We start from the raw sequence: 14,946 nt of genomic DNA, 5'->3' as shown, positions 1-14,946 counted from the left end.
TCGACTTTCGCAAAGGACGATGCGTCGGTTCCATAAGTTGAAGCGTCCTTCCGGCGTCCGCTCGGACGCACGGCGCTCCGGCGTGAATCGATCATGCGGTCTTGTCATTGTTTGGCCGCATGTATTATGCATTTCCCTCGCATTGACACCTATGACGCCCCGCGACTTGCGGAGCGCGCAGAGCTCGCCGTAGCAAGGTCGGCAGTGTGGCAACTGAAGCCGCCGGCAACGGGAGGCAGAACGAACAGGGGAATGATGATGGGCGGGAAAAACGCGATCGTGAGGTTGCTTTCGGCGGTTGCACTGGCGGGTGCGCTGAGTGTCGCAGCGGGTACGGCTACCACGGTAATGGCGGCGAGTACCGTCGAGGTGGTCGTCAACGGCACCGTGATCACCTCAGGCGACGTAGCCAAGCGGGTCGCTTTCCTTCGGCTTCAGCGGCAAAGCGGCGGCGCGGCCGAAGCCAAGCAGCAGCTCGTCGACGAGGTACTGAAGCGCGCCGAGATCGCGCGCGTTCAGCAGTCCGTCAGCACGGAGGAGGTCGATGCCGCCTTCGCGCGTTTCGCCGCCGGGAACAAGCTTTCGCCGGAGCAGCTCGGCAAGATCCTTGACCAGGCCGGCGTCGGCATCGACCATTTCAAGCAGTATATCGCAGTCCAGATGAGCTGGCCGCGTGTCGTCAACTTCCGCTACGGCAGTGCCAGCCGCCTTTCCGGCGGCGACCTCGTCAAGCGCATGATGCAGGGCGGCGGCAACAAGCCGGTCACGACGGAATATTTCCTGCAGCAGGTCATCTTCGTCATTCCCGAATCGAAGCGCGGCGCCATTACGGCGAAGCGGCAGGCTGAAGCCAATGCCTCGCGCTCGCAGTTTCCAGGTTGCGACACCTCAAAGGCCTTCGCGGCGAACTATCGCGACGTTTCGATCCGCAGCCTCGGCCGGATTCTGGCACAGCAGCTGCCCGAAGATTGGAAGCCGCTCGTCGAAAAGGCCGGCGACGGCATGACGACGGGTACGCGCGTTACCGAAAAAGGCGTCGAATATCTGGCAATCTGCAAGAAGCGTCAGGTCAACGACGACGCCGCCGCCGAGATCGTCTTCCGCGCCGAGGATCTCGGTAAGAAGAGGGCCGAGGGGGAAGACCCGAACAGCGCCAAATATCTTGAAGAACTGCGCTCGAAGGCGCAGATCGCCAACAAGTAACGAGCCGGTATGAGCGAGACGAGCATCGGGCCGGTCGCCCTGACCATGGGCGATCCGGCCGGGATCGGCCCGGACATCAGCCTCTCCGTATGGGCGAAGCGGGCCGATCGGGCGACACCGCCGTTTCTTTATGTGGGCGATCCGGCGGTACTCGCCGCCCGTGCCAAGCTCCTGGGTCTGACCGTGCCGATATGCGAGACCGATTGTCACGGGGCCGTCGCCGCTTTCCGGCAGGCGCTCCCCGTTTGGCCGGTCCGCTCCCCTGCCCCCGTCGTTCCCGGTAATCCCGATGCGGCGAATGCTTCCGCCGTAACCGATGCGATCGACACCGCCGTCCGGCTCGTGCTGGCGGGAGAGGCGTCCGCCATCGCCACCAATCCGATTGCCAAGGCAGTGCTCTACGAGGCGGGGTTCCGCTTCCCGGGCCACACCGAATATCTCGCGGATCTCGCCGCGCGTGCAACGGGCGTTGCCGCCCTGCCGGTGATGATGCTCGCCGGGCCAAAGCTGCGCGCGGTCCCGGTCACGATCCATATTCCGCTCAAGGACGTTCCAGCCGCGCTGACGCCGGACTTGATTTACGAGACCTGCACGATCACCGCGGCCGACCTCAGGAGCCGTTTCGGTCTGCCGGCGCCGCGCCTGGCGATTGCCGGTCTCAATCCGCATGCGGGCGAAGGCGGCGCGCTCGGCCGCGAGGACGATGCCGTCATCCGCCCCGTCATCGATCGGCTGCGCGCCGAGGGGCTGGACGTCGTCGGCCCCCTGCCGGCAGACACCATGTTTCACGATCGCGCGAGAGAAAGCTACGACGTCGCCATCTGCATGTATCACGATCAGGCATTGATCCCGGCCAAGGCGCTCGGTTTCGACGACAGCGTCAATGTCACGCTGGGCCTGCCCTTCATCAGAACCTCTCCGGATCACGGAACCGCCTTCAGTCTCGCGGGGAAAGGGATCGCGCGCGAGGAAAGCCTTCTTGCGGCACTGCGGCTTGCAGAAGAACTTGCCCGCAACGCCGGCAGGACGAAGCGCTGATGGCGGCTCTCGACGGTCTGCCGCCGCTACGCGACGTCATCCAGCGCCACGGTCTCGACGCGAAGAAGGCGCTCGGTCAGAATTTCCTCCTCGATCTCAACCTTACCCAGAAGATCGCGCGCACCGCCGGTCCGCTTGAGGACGCGACGGTGATCGAAGTCGGTCCGGGTCCCGGCGGCCTTACACGGGCGATCCTCGCTCTGGGGGCCAAGAAGGTCGTTGCGATCGAGCGCGATTCGCGCTGCCTGCCGGCACTCGCCGAGATCGGCGCCCATTATCCGGGGCGGCTCGACATCATCGAGGGCGACGCATTGAAGGTGGACTTCGAATCGCTTGCCGACGGCCCGGTGCGCATCATCGCCAATCTACCCTACAACGTCGGCACACAGCTTCTCGTCAATTGGCTGCTGCCAGGGCACTGGCCGCCCTTCTGGCAATCCCTGACACTGATGTTCCAGCGCGAGGTCGGCCTGAGGATCGTCGCCGGCGCCGATGACGATCACTACGGCAGGCTCGGCGTCCTCTGCGGCTGGCGCACAAAGGCGCGTCTGGCATTCGACGTGCCGCCGCAGGCCTTCACACCGCCGCCCAAAGTGACGTCGACGGTCGTCCATCTCGAGCCTGTCGAAGCTCCGATCCCCTGCTCGCCCGCGGTCCTGGAGAAGGTCACCCAGGCAGCCTTCGGCCAACGGCGCAAGATGCTCCGCCAGAGCCTGAAACCCCTCGGTGGCGAGGCGCTGCTTGCAAAGGCGGGCATCGATCCGCAACGTCGCGCGGAAACCCTGACTGTGGAAGAATTTTGCCGACTGGCCAATTGTCTGTAGAGTCGGGCGCTTGCGACAGCGCAGGAACGAGCCCGCAGCCGCCGGTTGTCTTCCCCCTCATACGCCTGCCGGCCCCCTCTTCCCGCGAGGCGGGCGAAGGGACAAGCGGCGCGCTCAGAGTGGATTTTCCGTCAGCAGTCCGTTGACGAATTCGAAGAGGCCGGGGCGCCGGTCGCGGCGAAGGCGCTCGGCTTCGACGATCGCCCTGACGGCGGAGAAGGCCCGGTCGAGATCGTCGTTGACCACGATGTAGTCGTATTCGCGCCAGTGCTCGATTTCGGCGCGCGAATTGGCCAGCCGCGTCGCGATGACCTCTTCACTATCCTCGGCGCGCCGATGGAGCCGCGACTGCAGCTCCGCCATGGACGGCGGCAGGATGAAGATCGATACCACGTCGCCCGCCATTTTTTCCTGCAGCTGCTGGGCGCCCTGCCAGTCGATGTCGAAGAGCATGTCTCGCCCTTCGCCCATCGCCTTCTCGACGGCGTCACGCGGCGTGCCGTAGTAGTTGCCGTGCACTTCGGCCCATTCGAGCAGCGAGTCCGTTGCCCTCAGTGCCTCGAACTCTCGGATCGACTTGAAAAAATAGTGCCGCCCCTCGATCTCGCTCGGCCGCCGCGAACGCGTCGTCACGCTAACTGAAATGCTCAAGTCCGGATCGGCTTCGAGCAGATTGCGCGCGATCGTAGACTTCCCCGCACCTGAGGGCGATGAAATCACGAGCATCAGCCCGCGGCGAGCGATCTTGATGGGCGAAACGGTCGCCGGTTTCATATCCTACTCCAGATTCTGAACCTGTTCGCGGAACTGGTCGATCACGACCTTCAATTCGATACCGGCGGCAGACACGGCAGCGGCATTCGATTTCGAACAGATGGTATTCGATTCTCGGTTAAATTCCTGTGCAAGGAAATCGAGCTTGCGTCCGACCGGCCCGCCCTTTGTCAGGAGGTCGCGGGCAGCGCCGATATGGGAACTCAGCCGATCGAGTTCCTCCCGAAGATCGGCCTTCGTCGCAAGCAGCGCGACCTCCGCATGCAGCCTTTCGCGGTCGATGCCGGACGCGTTGGCCATGATCACCGAAACCTGCTGCGCCAGCCTGTCGGCGATCGCCTGCAGGCTGCGGGACGGATCGTTTTCGACTACCGCGGTCAGCTTCTCGATGCGCTCCACCTGGGCGAGCAGCACCTGCCCGAGCGCCTTGCCCTCGTCTTCCCGCATCGTCCGCAGATCGGCGAGCGCGCCTTCCAGGCCGGCGAGTATCTCCGCGTCGCGTTCCGCGCGCTCGTTCTCGCTCTCCTCCGGCTCGCGGAAGTCGACGATGCCGCGAATGGAAAGCAGCGTATCGAGTTTGAGCGGCGCCGGATCGACGACATCGCCCAATCGTTCGCGAAGCTTCAGGACAGCGGCGAGCGCTTCCTCGTTGAGAACTGCCTCCGCCGAAACTTCAGTACCGCTCAGCGAAAGGCCGACCTGCAGGTTCCCTCGCGAGAAATATTGCGAGGCGAGACGTCGGCAGTCGGGTTCGATACGTTCCAGTCCCGGCGGCAGGCGAAGCCGCATGTCGACGAGACCTTTGCCGTTGACCGAACGGAGTTCCCAGGCCCAGCGATACCGTCCGGTGCTCCCTTCTCTCCTGGCAAAGCCGGTCATCGATTGGAGCGGCATCGTTTCCTCCGTTGGCAGTGATTCGTTAGTGACAACGATTTCTGTACCTCCGAGGGAGGCACGACATTGTCGTTGAGGGAAGCACTATGGCGACAGCGCCGAACTCCGCAAGAAATATCCGCGCGGCGGCGAGCCCGTCCACATGAGGCTGAGGCGCGCCGCATTTATTTCATGCGGCGCGCCTCAGGTTTTGCTTTCGTGCATGTCGTTATCCCAAACCGCTGCGCGGCTTTGGCGACGTGTATTATTGCTGGGTCCCGGTCTGCGTGACGGCATCCTGTGCCGCCTCGGTGGCCTTCGCCGCCTCCGCTGCCCTCTCCGCCTCGATCTTGCGCCAGCGCCGCACATTGGCATTGTGCTCGTCGAGCGTCTCCGCAAAGACGTGTCCACCGGTGCCGTCGGCGACGAAGTAGAGTTCGGGCGTGCGCGACGGATTGGCGACGGCTTCGAGCGCCGCCCGGCCCGGATTTGCGATCGGCGTCGGCGGCAGACCTTTGATGAGATAGGTGTTGTACGGCGTCTGCTTGTCGAGGTCGGACCTCAGGATCGCCCGGTCGGCGGGTTTGCCTTCGCCCCCGAAGATGCCGTAGATGATCGTCGGATCCGACTGCAGCCTCATGCCCTTTTCCAGGCGATTGATGAACACGGAAGCGACCCGCGGTCGCTCGTCCGCGCGGCCGGTCTCCTTCTCCACGATCGACGCAAGAGTTACGAATTCCTCTATGGTCGACACGGGAAGATCCGGATCCCGCTTCTCCCAGATCTGCTGCACCAGCGCCTTCTGGGCAGCGGTCATCTGCTTGATGATCTCGTTACGGTCGGTTCCGCGGGTGAACTTGTAGGTGTCCGGCTTCAGGGAGCCTTCAGGCGGCAGCTCCGCCGGCAGATCGCCGACAAGAACCGGATCGTCGGCAAGCCTGTGGAACATCTGCTTCACGGTCAAACCCTCGGGCAGCGAGACGGAGTAGAGGATCGACTTGCCGGATTTCAGAAGCTCCATGATCTCCTGCATCGATGCATGCGCCTTGATTTCATACTCGCCGGCCTTGAGCGTGTCATTGCTCAGATAGGCTTCCGAAACGAACCGGAATACGCGGCTGTCGGTAATGATCTCGTTGCGCTCCAGGTTGCTGGCAATCTCGCTGATGCCCGCGCCGCTGCGAACGATGAAGTTCTTGTTCGCCTCCAAGGGACCCGGCTTCTCATATTCGTGCATGGCATAATAGACGGCCCCGGCGGCCGCGAGTGCCACGAAGACGACCACGGTCATGACGAAGTTGAGAAAGATGACGACTTGGCTGCGCGCCTTGCGTGAACGCTTCGGCGGGTGGGGAACTCTTTCGGGACGCAGCGCTTCGTTGGCCGACTTCGGAATGATCGGCCCGTTGCTCCCGGTTTCATTGCGGCCGAATTGCACCGCGCTGTTATCGTTTGAGTCGCTCACGATTGTCCCGATTCCGAAATTCGCAACCTTTTCAAACCGCCGCCGGTGCGAATTTCGGATTAGACCGGCGACCAGTGAATGTTACGGCGGCCTCTGCGGCTCTGGTGAAAGAGCGGCCTGCCCTGCGATGAATATCCTACAATTACCAGATGTGGCTTGCGCGAACATAGCCCTTGGCGGCGGCCCCGAGTCGTCGCCACTCCAGCGACAGCTTGTAGCGAGCATTGCGGCAAAAAGCGGGATCGCGGGTCGATGCAGATCGGAAGATCTGCCCGAATTCCGCTTACCCTGGCAACCCGTTTCGCAACACGCCCGCTCGAGGGATCAATGGCCGGTGTAACGGCGCAGAATCAGCGACGCGTTGGTGCCGCCGAAACCGAACGAGTTCGACAGGGCCACATTGATCTCGCGCTTGCGCGCGACATGCGGCACCAGATCGATCTTCGTCTCGACGGAAGGATTGTCGAGGTTGAGCGTCGGCGGGGCGACATTGTCGCGAATTGCGAGCGCCGAGAAGATGGCCTCGACCGCGCCGGCCGCTCCGAGCAGATGCCCGATGGCCGATTTCGTCGAGGACATGGAGATCCTCGAAGCACTGTCTCCGACCAGCCGTTCGACCGCGCCGAGCTCGATCGTGTCGGCCATCGTCGATGTTCCGTGGGCGTTGATATAGTCGATGTCCGCAGCCGTGACGCCCGCGCGCTTCAACGCCATCTGCATGCAGCGGTAAGCGCCTTCGCCGTCTTCGGACGGAGCGGTGATGTGGAAGGCGTCGCCGGACAGGCCGTATCCGATCACTTCGGCGTAGATCTTGGCACCGCGCGCCTTTGCGTGCTCCAGTTCTTCCAGAACGACGACGCCCGCACCCTCGCCCATGACGAAGCCGTCACGATCGGCGTCATAGGGCCGCGAGGCCTTCTCAGGATTGTCGTTGTGCTGGGTCGAAAGCGCCTTGCAGGCGGCGAAGCCTGCGAGCGATATCCGACAGATCGGAGATTCCGTACCACCGGCAACCATCACGTCCGCATCCCCGAGCGCGATCAGCCGGCTGGCGTCGCCGATCGCATGCGCGCCGGTCGAGCAGGCCGTCACGACGGAATGGTTGGGACCGCGCAGCTTGTGGCGGATGGAAACCTGACCGGCTGCGAGATTGATCAGCCGGCCGGGAATGAAGAACGGGGAAATACGCCGCGGACCCCTGTCGCGCAGGGTGTAACCCGCATCGACGATACCTTCCAGTCCGCCGATGCCGGAGCCGATCAGGACGCCGGTCGAAATCTGGTCTTCGTCGCTTTCGGGTTTCCAGCCGGCATCCGCCAGCGCCATATCGGCAGCGGCCATCGCATAGACGATGAAGGGATCGACCTTGCGCTGTTCCTTGGGCTCCATCCAGTCGTCGGCATTGAACGTGCCGTTGCTGCCATCGCCGAAGGGAATGCGGCAGGCAATCTTGGCGGGAAGGTCCTCGACCTCGAACTCGGTGACCTTGCGGGCTGCGTTGTCGCCGGCCAGAAGACGCGCCCAGCTGACTTCGGTTCCGCAACCCAGAGGAGATACCATGCCGGTACCGGTGATAACGACACGTCTCATACCCGTGACCCACCCTGACTGTTCAATTCAACCGCCGGACCGGACCACGCGACGATCGCGACCCGCGCATGCATTGCAAATCTCGTTACAGCGTCGTGAAGACGCGCAAAGGTCGCTGTGACCTTATGGTTCCTTGCATGTTCTTGTCCCTGGACGGACTCCAATCAGGAGACATGCAGTAGTGACGACCAGAGGGAAAGGCGGGACGCTTTACCGATCGCAACCCGCAGTGAATGCAGGCCAGCCCACTGCCCCAGGGCTGAACGGGCCGCGAGTGCGGCCCGCCAATGACTCAAGCCAGAAGGTCAGGCCTGGGCCTTCTCGATGAACTTGACGGCGTCGCCGACGGTGAGGATCGAATCTGCAGCGTCGTCCGGGATTTCGACACCGAATTCTTCTTCGAATGCCATGACCAGTTCGACGGTGTCGAGCGAGTCCGCGCCGAGGTCATCGATAAAGCTTGCGCCTTCGCTGACCTTTTCGGCGTCGACGCCAAGATGATCAATAACAATTTTCTTCACGCGTTCTGCGATATCGCTCATGTCGGAGTTCCTCGACCTTATGTTTCTCTACGGCGCTGTTACCGGCACCGGCACTCTATCACGCCTGATAGACCAAGTTGGTCCAACGGGCAATCCATCCAACCGAAACCGCGGAAACCTAGGGCAACAAGAGCTGCCGGACACCTGGCCGGAACGGTCGACTGCGCGCAGTCATGGCCCGATTAACACGGTTTATGCCTGCCGCAAAGTGCGAAAATGCCCGATATTCCCTTGGTCAACATTGATTTTCAGGCATTTGGCACAAACAAACGAAGAGGCAGATCGGAGCTCGCGGCACAGGCCGAAGACCAAGGTACCGCACACTCCATCGCCTCGTCAGATCATCGCCATGCCGCCGTTGACGTGGATCGTCTGACCGGTGACGTATCCCGCTTCGTTCGAAGCGAGATAGGCGACGGCGGAGGCGACCTCGGCTCCGCTTCCCATCCGCCGCATCGGGATCGCAGACATGATCCCTTCCTTTTGCTTGTCGTTCAGCTTGCCGGTCATCGCGCTTTCGATGAAGCCCGGCGCGACGCAGTTGACCGTGACGTTGCGGGTGGCGATTTCCTGTGCAAGCGACTTGGAGAAGCCGATCATGCCGGCCTTCGAGGCACAGTAATTCGCCTGCCCCGGATTGCCGGTGACGCCGACCACCGAGGTTATGTTCACGATGCGGCCGAAGCGACGGCGCATCATCGGATGCGTGAGCTCGCGCGTCAGCCGGAAGACGGCCGTGAGATTGACTTCGATGACGTTGTCCCAGTCTTCGTCGCTCATGCGGACGAAGAGCCCGTCCTTGGTAATGCCGGCATTGTTGACGAGGATGTCGACGCCGCCGAGATCGGCTTCCGCCTTTTCACCGAGCGCCTTGACTTCCGCCCGGTCGGAGAGATTTGCCGGGAATATCTGAACCCGTTCGCCGAGGGTGTTGGCAAGAGCTTCGAGCTTCTCGACGCGGGTACCATGCAGTCCGACGACGGCGCCCTGAGCATGCAGCATGCGGGCGATTTCCTCGCCGATACCACCGGAAGCGCCGGTAACGAGAGCCTTGCGGCCTGAAAGATCGAACATGGATTTCTCCTTATAGTAGGGCGCTCAGGCCAAGAGGACGGCAAGCGCCGCATCGATATCGGCGGGCGAATTGACGGCGATGCCGGTGACGGTCTTGTCGATCCTCCGGGCAAGTCCCGTCAGGACCTTGCCCGAGCCGATCTCGTAAAGCGTCGTTACGTCATGGGACGCAAACCACTCGACCGTCTCGCGCCAGCGCACCTGCCCGGTCACCTGCTCTACAAGCAGGCGTGCGATGTCGCCCGCATCGCTTACCGGCGTGGCAAGCACGTTCGCGACGACCGGGACCACGGGATCGCGCTTCTCGACCGTTGCGAGCGCCTGGCGCATGGCTTCTGCCGCCGGTGTCATCAACGCGGAATGGAAGGGGGCGGACACGGGCAGCATCAGCGCGCGTTTGGCACCCTTCTGCGATGCAAGAGCCGCGGCCTTCTCCACAGCCGGCTTCTCGCCCGAGATCACCAGCTGGCCGCCGCCGTTGTCGTTGGCGATCTGGCACGAGCCGAGCGATGCGGCGTCGCGGCAGATCGCTTCGACATCGTCATGCTCCAGACCGATGATCGCCGCCATCGCGCCCTTGCCGACGGGCACGGCCGCCTGCATGGCATCGCCGCGAATGCGCAGAAGACGCGCCGTGTCGGCGAGCGAGAAGGTACCGGCCGCACAGAGCGCCGAATACTCCCCGAGCGAGTGGCCCGCAACGAAGGAAACCTTGCCCTTTAGATCGACGCCCTTGGCCTCGAGCACGCGGATGACCGCCATGGACACCGCCATCAGCGCCGGTTGCGCATTCGCCGTCAGCGTCAGCGTGTCCTCAGGGCCGTTCCACATGATGTCGGAAAGCTTTTCGCCGAGCGCCTCGTCGACTTCGGCGAAGACGGCGGCAGCCTCCGGAAAGGCCTCGGCCAGATCCTTGCCCATGCCGACGGCCTGGCTGCCCTGACCGGGGAACGTGAATGCGGTGCTCATCAAGAGTGCCCCTTTCATGGGTCGCGGCTGATTCGGAGCAAGCCAATAACCGTGACCGTTTCAGTTGCGCGGGCGGGTGCAGATGAACCGCCCGGACCGTTGGCGCCGCCCCGCATTTTCCTCTCCATTCACATTCCTGAACCGCAAGTCAAGCGCGGAAGCCGCGCTTCGCCGGTTGGTTACGGTCTTTTGCCCTTGATCTTCGCCAATCAAGGCTTAAGTTTGCCCCGCTTTGCCGCCGCGCCGTTCCGGAACTTCCCGGGCTGCGGCCAACCGTCATTTCCAAGGCGGAGCGCCTTCCTCCCTGGGCGCGAACCCGCCCCACAAGGAACGTCATGCGCTACAACAAACTCGGCCGCACCGGCATCAAGGTTTCGTCCATCTGTCTCGGAACGATGACGTGGGGCTCGCAGAACACGCCGGCCGAGGCCCATGAACAGCTCGACTATGCCTTCGATCATGGCGTCAACTTCATCGATACGGCCGAACTCTATCCGACCACGCCGCTTTCAGCCGAGACCTACGGCAACACCGAGCGCATCATCGGCGATTGGCTGGCCGCGCGCGGCCGCCGTGACGACGTGGTGGTTGCAACCAAGGTCGCCGGCTCCGGCCGTGCCTACATCCGCAATGGCGGCCCGGTCACCCCGCAAGGGATCGGCGAGGCGGTCGATGCGAGCCTCGCGCGGCTCAGAACCGACTATATCGACCTTTATCAGTTGCACTGGCCCAACCGCGGCCATTACCACTTCCGAAACGCCTGGTCCTATGATCCTTCCCACCAGAACAGGGAGGAGGTTGCGGCTGATCTCAAGGCCATTCTGGACAAGCTCGGCGAACTCGTCAAAGCGGGCAAGATCCGCGCGGTCGGTCTTTCGAACGATACGGCCTGGGGCGCGATGAAGATGATCGACCTCGCCAACCGATACGGCTTCCCGCGCGTCGCAACGATCCAGAACGAATACAGTCTGCTCTACCGCAGCTACGATCTCGACCTGGCGGAAGTGTCGCACCACGAAGATATCGGCCTGGTCGCCTATTCGCCGCTGGCGGCCGGGCTGTTGAGCGGAAAATATCTGGACGGGGCCAGGCCGGCCGGGTCGCGCCTGTCGATCAACGGCGACCTCGGCGGCCGCTACACGCCGCATCAGGAGCCCGCCGTCGCCGCCTATGCCGCACTCGCCCGCGAACACGGTCTTGACCCCGCTCAAATGGCGATCGCGTTCTGTCTCACGCGCCCCTTCATGGCCTCGGCCATCATCGGCGCCACGTCCATGGAGCAACTGAAGAATGACCTCGGCGCCGCCGACGTCACTCTCTCCCAGGACGTGATGAACGGCATCCGGCGGCTGCACCGGCTCTATCCGGCGCCGATCTGAAACACTCTCCCGCCGGAGCGGCGGCTTCATGCCGCCATCTGGCGGCAGCTCTCGGCACAGCGCCTGCAGGCGTCGACGCAATCGCCCATGTCGCCGATGCGCTCGCAGTCGTCCGCGCACTCCGCGCAGATCTCGGCACATTCGCCGCACAGGTGCTTGTGGTGCGGCGTACCCAGCAGCATGAAATGCGCCGCGTCCCTGCAAATTTCCGCGCAGGCCATCATCAGCCGGAAGTGCGGCGGCTTGGTATGCTCGCCGCCGGTCTCGAGGCAATGCGTCATCGCCGTAGAAAGGCAGACGCGATAGCAGGCAAGACAATTCTCGATGCATTCCTGCATCTTCGGATCGAAGGGGGCCATTTTCTTCTCCCGGATGGGGTGGAAGCCCACTCAACAGCGCAAGGGCGCTTTTGTTCCGGATGAGCGCAGCCGGGAGGCCAATCCGACGAGAGCGCTTGCATTTCGGGTGAAAACCCGTATAAGCGCGCTGTTCGAAACGCCCGGTCTTCTGGCTGGTGGCTGAACGGAGGGCCGGTTTCCATTCGGAAACCGCGAGGAATGTAAGGCATTCCGGCCTCCCGTGTCTCCGCTCTCGACCGTCTCGATACAACACTTTCTTGCCGGCTCTCATAGCCTTTAAGAACAGTCGTTGAGGCTTAGCCGCCGAGGTCCGGGCTGATTAACGCAAGAAAGGCAAGCCACAATGGCTCTTTATGAACACGTATTCCTCGCTCGGCAGGACATCACGCCGCAGCAGGTCGACGCTCTGGTCGAGCAGTACAAGGGTGTCATCGAATCGAACGGCGGCAAGGTCGGTCGGGTCGAGAACTGGGGCCTGAAGTCCCTCACCTACCGCATCAAGAAGAACCGCAAGGCTCACTACGTCCTCATGGACATCGATGCCCCGGCACCGGCCGTGCACGAAGTCGAGCGTCAGATGCGCATCAACGAAGACATCCTGCGCTACATGACGATCGCCGTCAGCAAGCACGAGGAAGGCCCGTCCGCGATGATGCAGAAGCGCGACCGCGACGATCGCCCGCGCCGCGACGGCGACCGCCCGGACCGTGGCGGGTTTGGCGACCGTGGTCCGCGTCCGGACCGTGGCGACCGCGATGACCGTCCGCGCCGCCCGCGCGAAGACCGCGCTTAACAAGAAGCTTTAGGAGATAAAGACAATGGCTGAAGTTTCTTCCGCTCCGGTACGCCGTCCGTTCCACCGTCGCCGCAAGACCTGCCCCTTCTCGGGCGCAAACGCTCCTCGGATCGACTACAAGGACGTCCGTCTCCTGCAGCGCTACATTTCCGAGCGCGGCAAGATCGTGCCGTCGCGCATCACGGCCGTTTCCCAGAAGAAGCAGCGTGAACTCGCCCAGGCGATCAAGCGCGCCCGCTTCCTCGGCCTGCTGCCCTACATCGTATCGTAAGGCGGCCGGCGCTCCGTTGATCGGTTGACTCAACGGAAACCAGTTCCGATCGAGGCGCGCTCTCAAGTGTGCCTCGATCCCTCCCTTCCGCGGTGGGCGCGGATCGGAAACGCGCCGGAACGGCGCGCAAATCCCATGTTGGGGCAATGGCCGGATGGCCGCCCCTAACTGCCTCTCAAGCAGGACAGCGAACGTGAAGAACTGGAACAGGACATCGCTGCTGACCGGCGTTCTCGCCGGCATTACCGCCGCCCTCTTGTCGATGGGCGCGAATACGCAGTCGTCTCTTGCGATCGTTCTCTACGCCGCCTCCGCGCTGCCGATCCTGATTGCGGGTCTCGGTTGGGGAAACGCCGCCGCCATCGCTGCCATCGTGGTCGCGGGCGGGGCAGCAGTGGCACTCGTGTCACCCTATTTCGCACTGCTGATCGTCGTCGTGACGCTCGTCCCGGCCGGCTGGCTCAGCCACCTCTCCAATCTTGCGCGCCCGGCTTCCGAACTCGGCGGTCCCGAGGGTTCACTCGCCTGGTATCCGCTCTCCGACATCCTCGTGCATCTTGCCGGACTGGTGACGGTCGGCATGATCATCGTCGGCTATATCGTCGGATACGACTCGAGCGTCTCCGACATCATGGTCGACATGGTGGTCGAGGCGGTAAAGGCGCAGGAACCGCTCTACAATCCGGATGCCGCGGCGATCGCTCAGCTCAAGTCGATATTCACGCTGGCGCTGCCGCTGGTGCAGGGTGCCATCTGGGTATTGATGCTGTTCGCCGCCTACTATCTCGCGACCCGCATCGTACAGCTGTCCGGAAAGGCGCTTCGGCCGCGGGAGGACGTTCCCTCGTCGCTCAGGATGCACCGCAACGCCATCTTCGTTTTTCTCGGCGGCCTGGCCCTCACCTTCTTCGGCGGGGCGCCGGCTGTGATCGGTGCGCTCGTCTGCGGTACCTTCGGCGCCGGCTTCCTGCTGTCGGGCTTCGCCTCTTTTCATTTTCGCACGCGCGGCAAGTCCTGGCGGCTTCCCGTGCTGTGGATCGCATACCTGTCGGTGTTCGTCTTTACGATTCCGGCTTTCTTCTTCCTCCTGTCCGGCTTGATCGATACGCGCCGCGCCATCGCACTCACGCCCACGGGAAAAAACTGACCAACGAAACGAACAAAACTGAAAGGAAATCAAAATGGAAGTCATTCTCCTCGAACGCATCGCCAAGCTCGGCCAGATGGGCGAAACCGTGAAGGTTCGCGACGGCTTCGCGCGCAACTACCTGCTGCCGCTCGGCAAGGCGCTCCGCGCCAATGCCGCCAACAAGGCCCGTTTCGAATCCGAGCGCTCGACGCTCGAAGCCCGTAACCTCGAGCGTAAGTCGGAAGCCCAGAAGGTTGCCGATTCGCTTGACGGCAAGTCCTTCATCATCGTCCGTTCCGCTGGCGAGACCGGGCAGCTTTACGGCTCGGTTGCCGCCCGCGACATCGTCGAGACACTGGCTGCCGAAGGCTTCAACATCAACCGGAACCAGGTCGACCTCAACCAGCCGATCAAGGCTATCGGCCTGCACAAGGTCACGCTGCACCTGCACGGGGAAGTCGACGTGGCGATCGAAATCAACGTCGCCCGTTCGGCCGAAGAAGCCGAGCGCCAGGCCAAGGGCGAAAGCCTGACCTCGGCCGATGCCATCTACGGCGTGGACGAAGACGCCCTGAAGCCGGAAGACTTCTTCAACCCGGAAGCCGAGATCGAGTCCGAAGAGGAATAAGTCCCGAGCGGACCTCAAGGAAAAAAGCCCGG

General features: G+C 63.0%; 16 protein-coding genes. 8 read left to right on the top strand and 8 right to left on the bottom strand.

The genetic code is table 11. The features are described 5' to 3' along the window. Positions 1-252 precede the first annotated feature (252 nt). The 3 genes from CN933_RS08995 to rsmA are packed head-to-tail and all read left to right on the top strand — an operon-like array spanning position 253 to position 3,065. Positions 253-1,203, top strand: coding sequence for a SurA N-terminal domain-containing protein (locus tag CN933_RS08995; RefSeq protein WP_018094668.1), 951 nt, complete (start codon positions 253-255; stop codon positions 1,201-1,203). Between the two features lie 9 nt (positions 1,204-1,212). Beyond that, complete coding sequence (gene pdxA, locus CN933_RS08990) at positions 1,213-2,241, top strand: 4-hydroxythreonine-4-phosphate dehydrogenase PdxA (protein ID WP_018094667.1); 1,029 nt, start codon at positions 1,213-1,215, stop codon at positions 2,239-2,241. Next, positions 2,241-3,065 carry a 16S rRNA (adenine(1518)-N(6)/adenine(1519)-N(6))-dimethyltransferase RsmA gene (gene rsmA / locus CN933_RS08985; protein ID WP_018094666.1) on the top strand — a complete coding sequence of 275 codons (825 nt, stop codon included), beginning with the start codon at positions 2,241-2,243 and terminating at the stop codon, positions 3,063-3,065. Before pdxA ends, rsmA begins: the two co-directional genes overlap by 1 nt. Positions 3,066-3,179: 114 nt before the next feature. Here the strand turns inward: rsmA and gmk are convergent, their stop codons facing one another. From gmk to fabD, 7 genes are all read right to left on the bottom strand, one after another. Further along, positions 3,180-3,839, bottom strand: coding sequence for a guanylate kinase (gene gmk, locus CN933_RS08980; RefSeq protein ID WP_018094665.1), 660 nt, complete (start codon positions 3,837-3,839; stop codon positions 3,180-3,182). Between the two features lie 3 nt (positions 3,840-3,842). After that, positions 3,843-4,733: a YicC/YloC family endoribonuclease gene (locus CN933_RS08975; RefSeq protein ID WP_018094664.1), complete on the bottom strand. Its 891-nt coding sequence runs from the start codon at positions 4,731-4,733 to the stop codon at positions 3,843-3,845. A gap of 244 nt (positions 4,734-4,977) precedes the next feature. Further along, positions 4,978-6,177: an endolytic transglycosylase MltG gene (mltG, locus tag CN933_RS08970; protein WP_018094663.1), complete on the bottom strand. Its 1,200-nt coding sequence runs from the start codon at positions 6,175-6,177 to the stop codon at positions 4,978-4,980. Positions 6,178-6,501: 324 nt separating this feature from the next. Next, positions 6,502-7,767, bottom strand: a complete 1,266-nt coding sequence (gene fabF, locus CN933_RS08965) for a beta-ketoacyl-ACP synthase II (protein ID WP_102761408.1) — start codon at positions 7,765-7,767, stop codon at positions 6,502-6,504. A gap of 305 nt (positions 7,768-8,072) precedes the next feature. Continuing rightward, positions 8,073-8,309 (bottom strand): acyl carrier protein, encoded by a 237-nt coding sequence (locus tag CN933_RS08960; protein WP_003531676.1) that lies wholly within the window; start codon positions 8,307-8,309, stop codon positions 8,073-8,075. Between the two features lie 336 nt (positions 8,310-8,645). Further along, on the bottom strand, positions 8,646-9,383 hold the full coding sequence (gene fabG, locus CN933_RS08955) for a 3-oxoacyl-[acyl-carrier-protein] reductase (RefSeq protein ID WP_018094661.1): 738 nt from the start codon (positions 9,381-9,383) through the stop codon (positions 8,646-8,648). 24 nt (positions 9,384-9,407) lie between these two features. Beyond that, a complete protein-coding gene (gene fabD, locus CN933_RS08950; RefSeq protein ID WP_018094660.1) occupies positions 9,408-10,352 on the bottom strand; it encodes an ACP S-malonyltransferase in 945 nt (314 codons plus the stop codon). A gap of 335 nt (positions 10,353-10,687) precedes the next feature. Between fabD and CN933_RS08945 the strand changes: the two genes are divergently transcribed. Beyond that, on the top strand, positions 10,688-11,731 hold the full coding sequence (locus CN933_RS08945) for an aldo/keto reductase (RefSeq protein ID WP_018094659.1): 1,044 nt from the start codon (positions 10,688-10,690) through the stop codon (positions 11,729-11,731). A gap of 26 nt (positions 11,732-11,757) precedes the next feature. On the opposite strand, the gene CN933_RS08940 is transcribed toward CN933_RS08945, so the two are convergent. Then, entirely contained in the window at positions 11,758-12,090 is a 333-nt protein-coding gene (locus CN933_RS08940; protein WP_018094658.1) for a four-helix bundle copper-binding protein, read from the bottom strand. Between the two features lie 343 nt (positions 12,091-12,433). Between CN933_RS08940 and rpsF the strand changes: the two genes are divergently transcribed. The 4 genes from rpsF to rplI all read left to right on the top strand — a co-directional run bounded on the left by rpsF (position 12,434) and on the right by rplI (position 14,914). Further along, complete coding sequence (gene rpsF, locus CN933_RS08935; protein WP_018094657.1) at positions 12,434-12,883, top strand: 30S ribosomal protein S6; 450 nt, start codon at positions 12,434-12,436, stop codon at positions 12,881-12,883. 25 nt (positions 12,884-12,908) lie between these two features. Continuing rightward, on the top strand, positions 12,909-13,157 hold the full coding sequence (gene rpsR / locus CN933_RS08930) for a 30S ribosomal protein S18 (RefSeq protein WP_003531693.1): 249 nt from the start codon (positions 12,909-12,911) through the stop codon (positions 13,155-13,157). A gap of 193 nt (positions 13,158-13,350) precedes the next feature. Continuing rightward, positions 13,351-14,304 carry a YybS family protein gene (locus CN933_RS08925; RefSeq protein ID WP_018094656.1) on the top strand — a complete coding sequence of 318 codons (954 nt, stop codon included), beginning with the start codon at positions 13,351-13,353 and terminating at the stop codon, positions 14,302-14,304. 34 nt (positions 14,305-14,338) lie between these two features. After that, positions 14,339-14,914, top strand: a complete 576-nt coding sequence (gene rplI, locus CN933_RS08920; RefSeq protein WP_018094655.1) for a 50S ribosomal protein L9 — start codon at positions 14,339-14,341, stop codon at positions 14,912-14,914. The last annotated feature ends 32 nt before the right edge of the window (positions 14,915-14,946 follow it).

Source organism: Sinorhizobium sp. M4_45 (genome assembly GCF_002885915.1).
In the GTDB taxonomy this organism is placed as follows: domain Bacteria; phylum Pseudomonadota; class Alphaproteobacteria; order Rhizobiales; family Rhizobiaceae; genus Sinorhizobium; species Sinorhizobium meliloti_A.
The sequence above is the reverse complement of the archived record's forward strand: the minus strand, read 5'-3'. Positions and strand labels throughout refer to the sequence as shown.

Excerpts from the sequence above, each read along its gene's own strand:
- CN933_RS08995 (WP_018094668.1), top strand. The coding sequence starts at position 253 with ATGATGATGGGCGGGAAAAACGCGATCGTGAGGTTGCTTTCGGCGGTT.
- pdxA (WP_018094667.1), top strand. The coding sequence starts at position 1,213 with ATGAGCGAGACGAGCATCGGGCCGGTCGCCCTGACCATGGGCGATCCG.
- rsmA (WP_018094666.1), top strand. The coding sequence starts at position 2,241 with ATGGCGGCTCTCGACGGTCTGCCGCCGCTACGCGACGTCATCCAGCGC.
- gmk (WP_018094665.1), bottom strand. The coding sequence starts at position 3,839 with ATGAAACCGGCGACCGTTTCGCCCATCAAGATCGCTCGCCGCGGGCTG.
- CN933_RS08975 (WP_018094664.1), bottom strand. The coding sequence starts at position 4,733 with ATGCCGCTCCAATCGATGACCGGCTTTGCCAGGAGAGAAGGGAGCACC.
- fabF (WP_102761408.1), bottom strand. The coding sequence starts at position 7,767 with ATGAGACGTGTCGTTATCACCGGTACCGGCATGGTATCTCCTCTGGGT.
- CN933_RS08960 (WP_003531676.1), bottom strand. The coding sequence starts at position 8,309 with ATGAGCGATATCGCAGAACGCGTGAAGAAAATTGTTATTGATCATCTT.
- fabG (WP_018094661.1), bottom strand. The coding sequence starts at position 9,383 with ATGTTCGATCTTTCAGGCCGCAAGGCTCTCGTTACCGGCGCTTCCGGT.
- fabD (WP_018094660.1), bottom strand. The coding sequence starts at position 10,352 with ATGAGCACCGCATTCACGTTCCCCGGTCAGGGCAGCCAGGCCGTCGGC.
- CN933_RS08945 (WP_018094659.1), top strand. The coding sequence starts at position 10,688 with ATGCGCTACAACAAACTCGGCCGCACCGGCATCAAGGTTTCGTCCATC.
- CN933_RS08940 (WP_018094658.1), bottom strand. The coding sequence starts at position 12,090 with ATGGCCCCCTTCGATCCGAAGATGCAGGAATGCATCGAGAATTGTCTT.
- rpsF (WP_018094657.1), top strand. The coding sequence starts at position 12,434 with ATGGCTCTTTATGAACACGTATTCCTCGCTCGGCAGGACATCACGCCG.
- rpsR (WP_003531693.1), top strand. The coding sequence starts at position 12,909 with ATGGCTGAAGTTTCTTCCGCTCCGGTACGCCGTCCGTTCCACCGTCGC.
- rplI (WP_018094655.1), top strand. The coding sequence starts at position 14,339 with ATGGAAGTCATTCTCCTCGAACGCATCGCCAAGCTCGGCCAGATGGGC.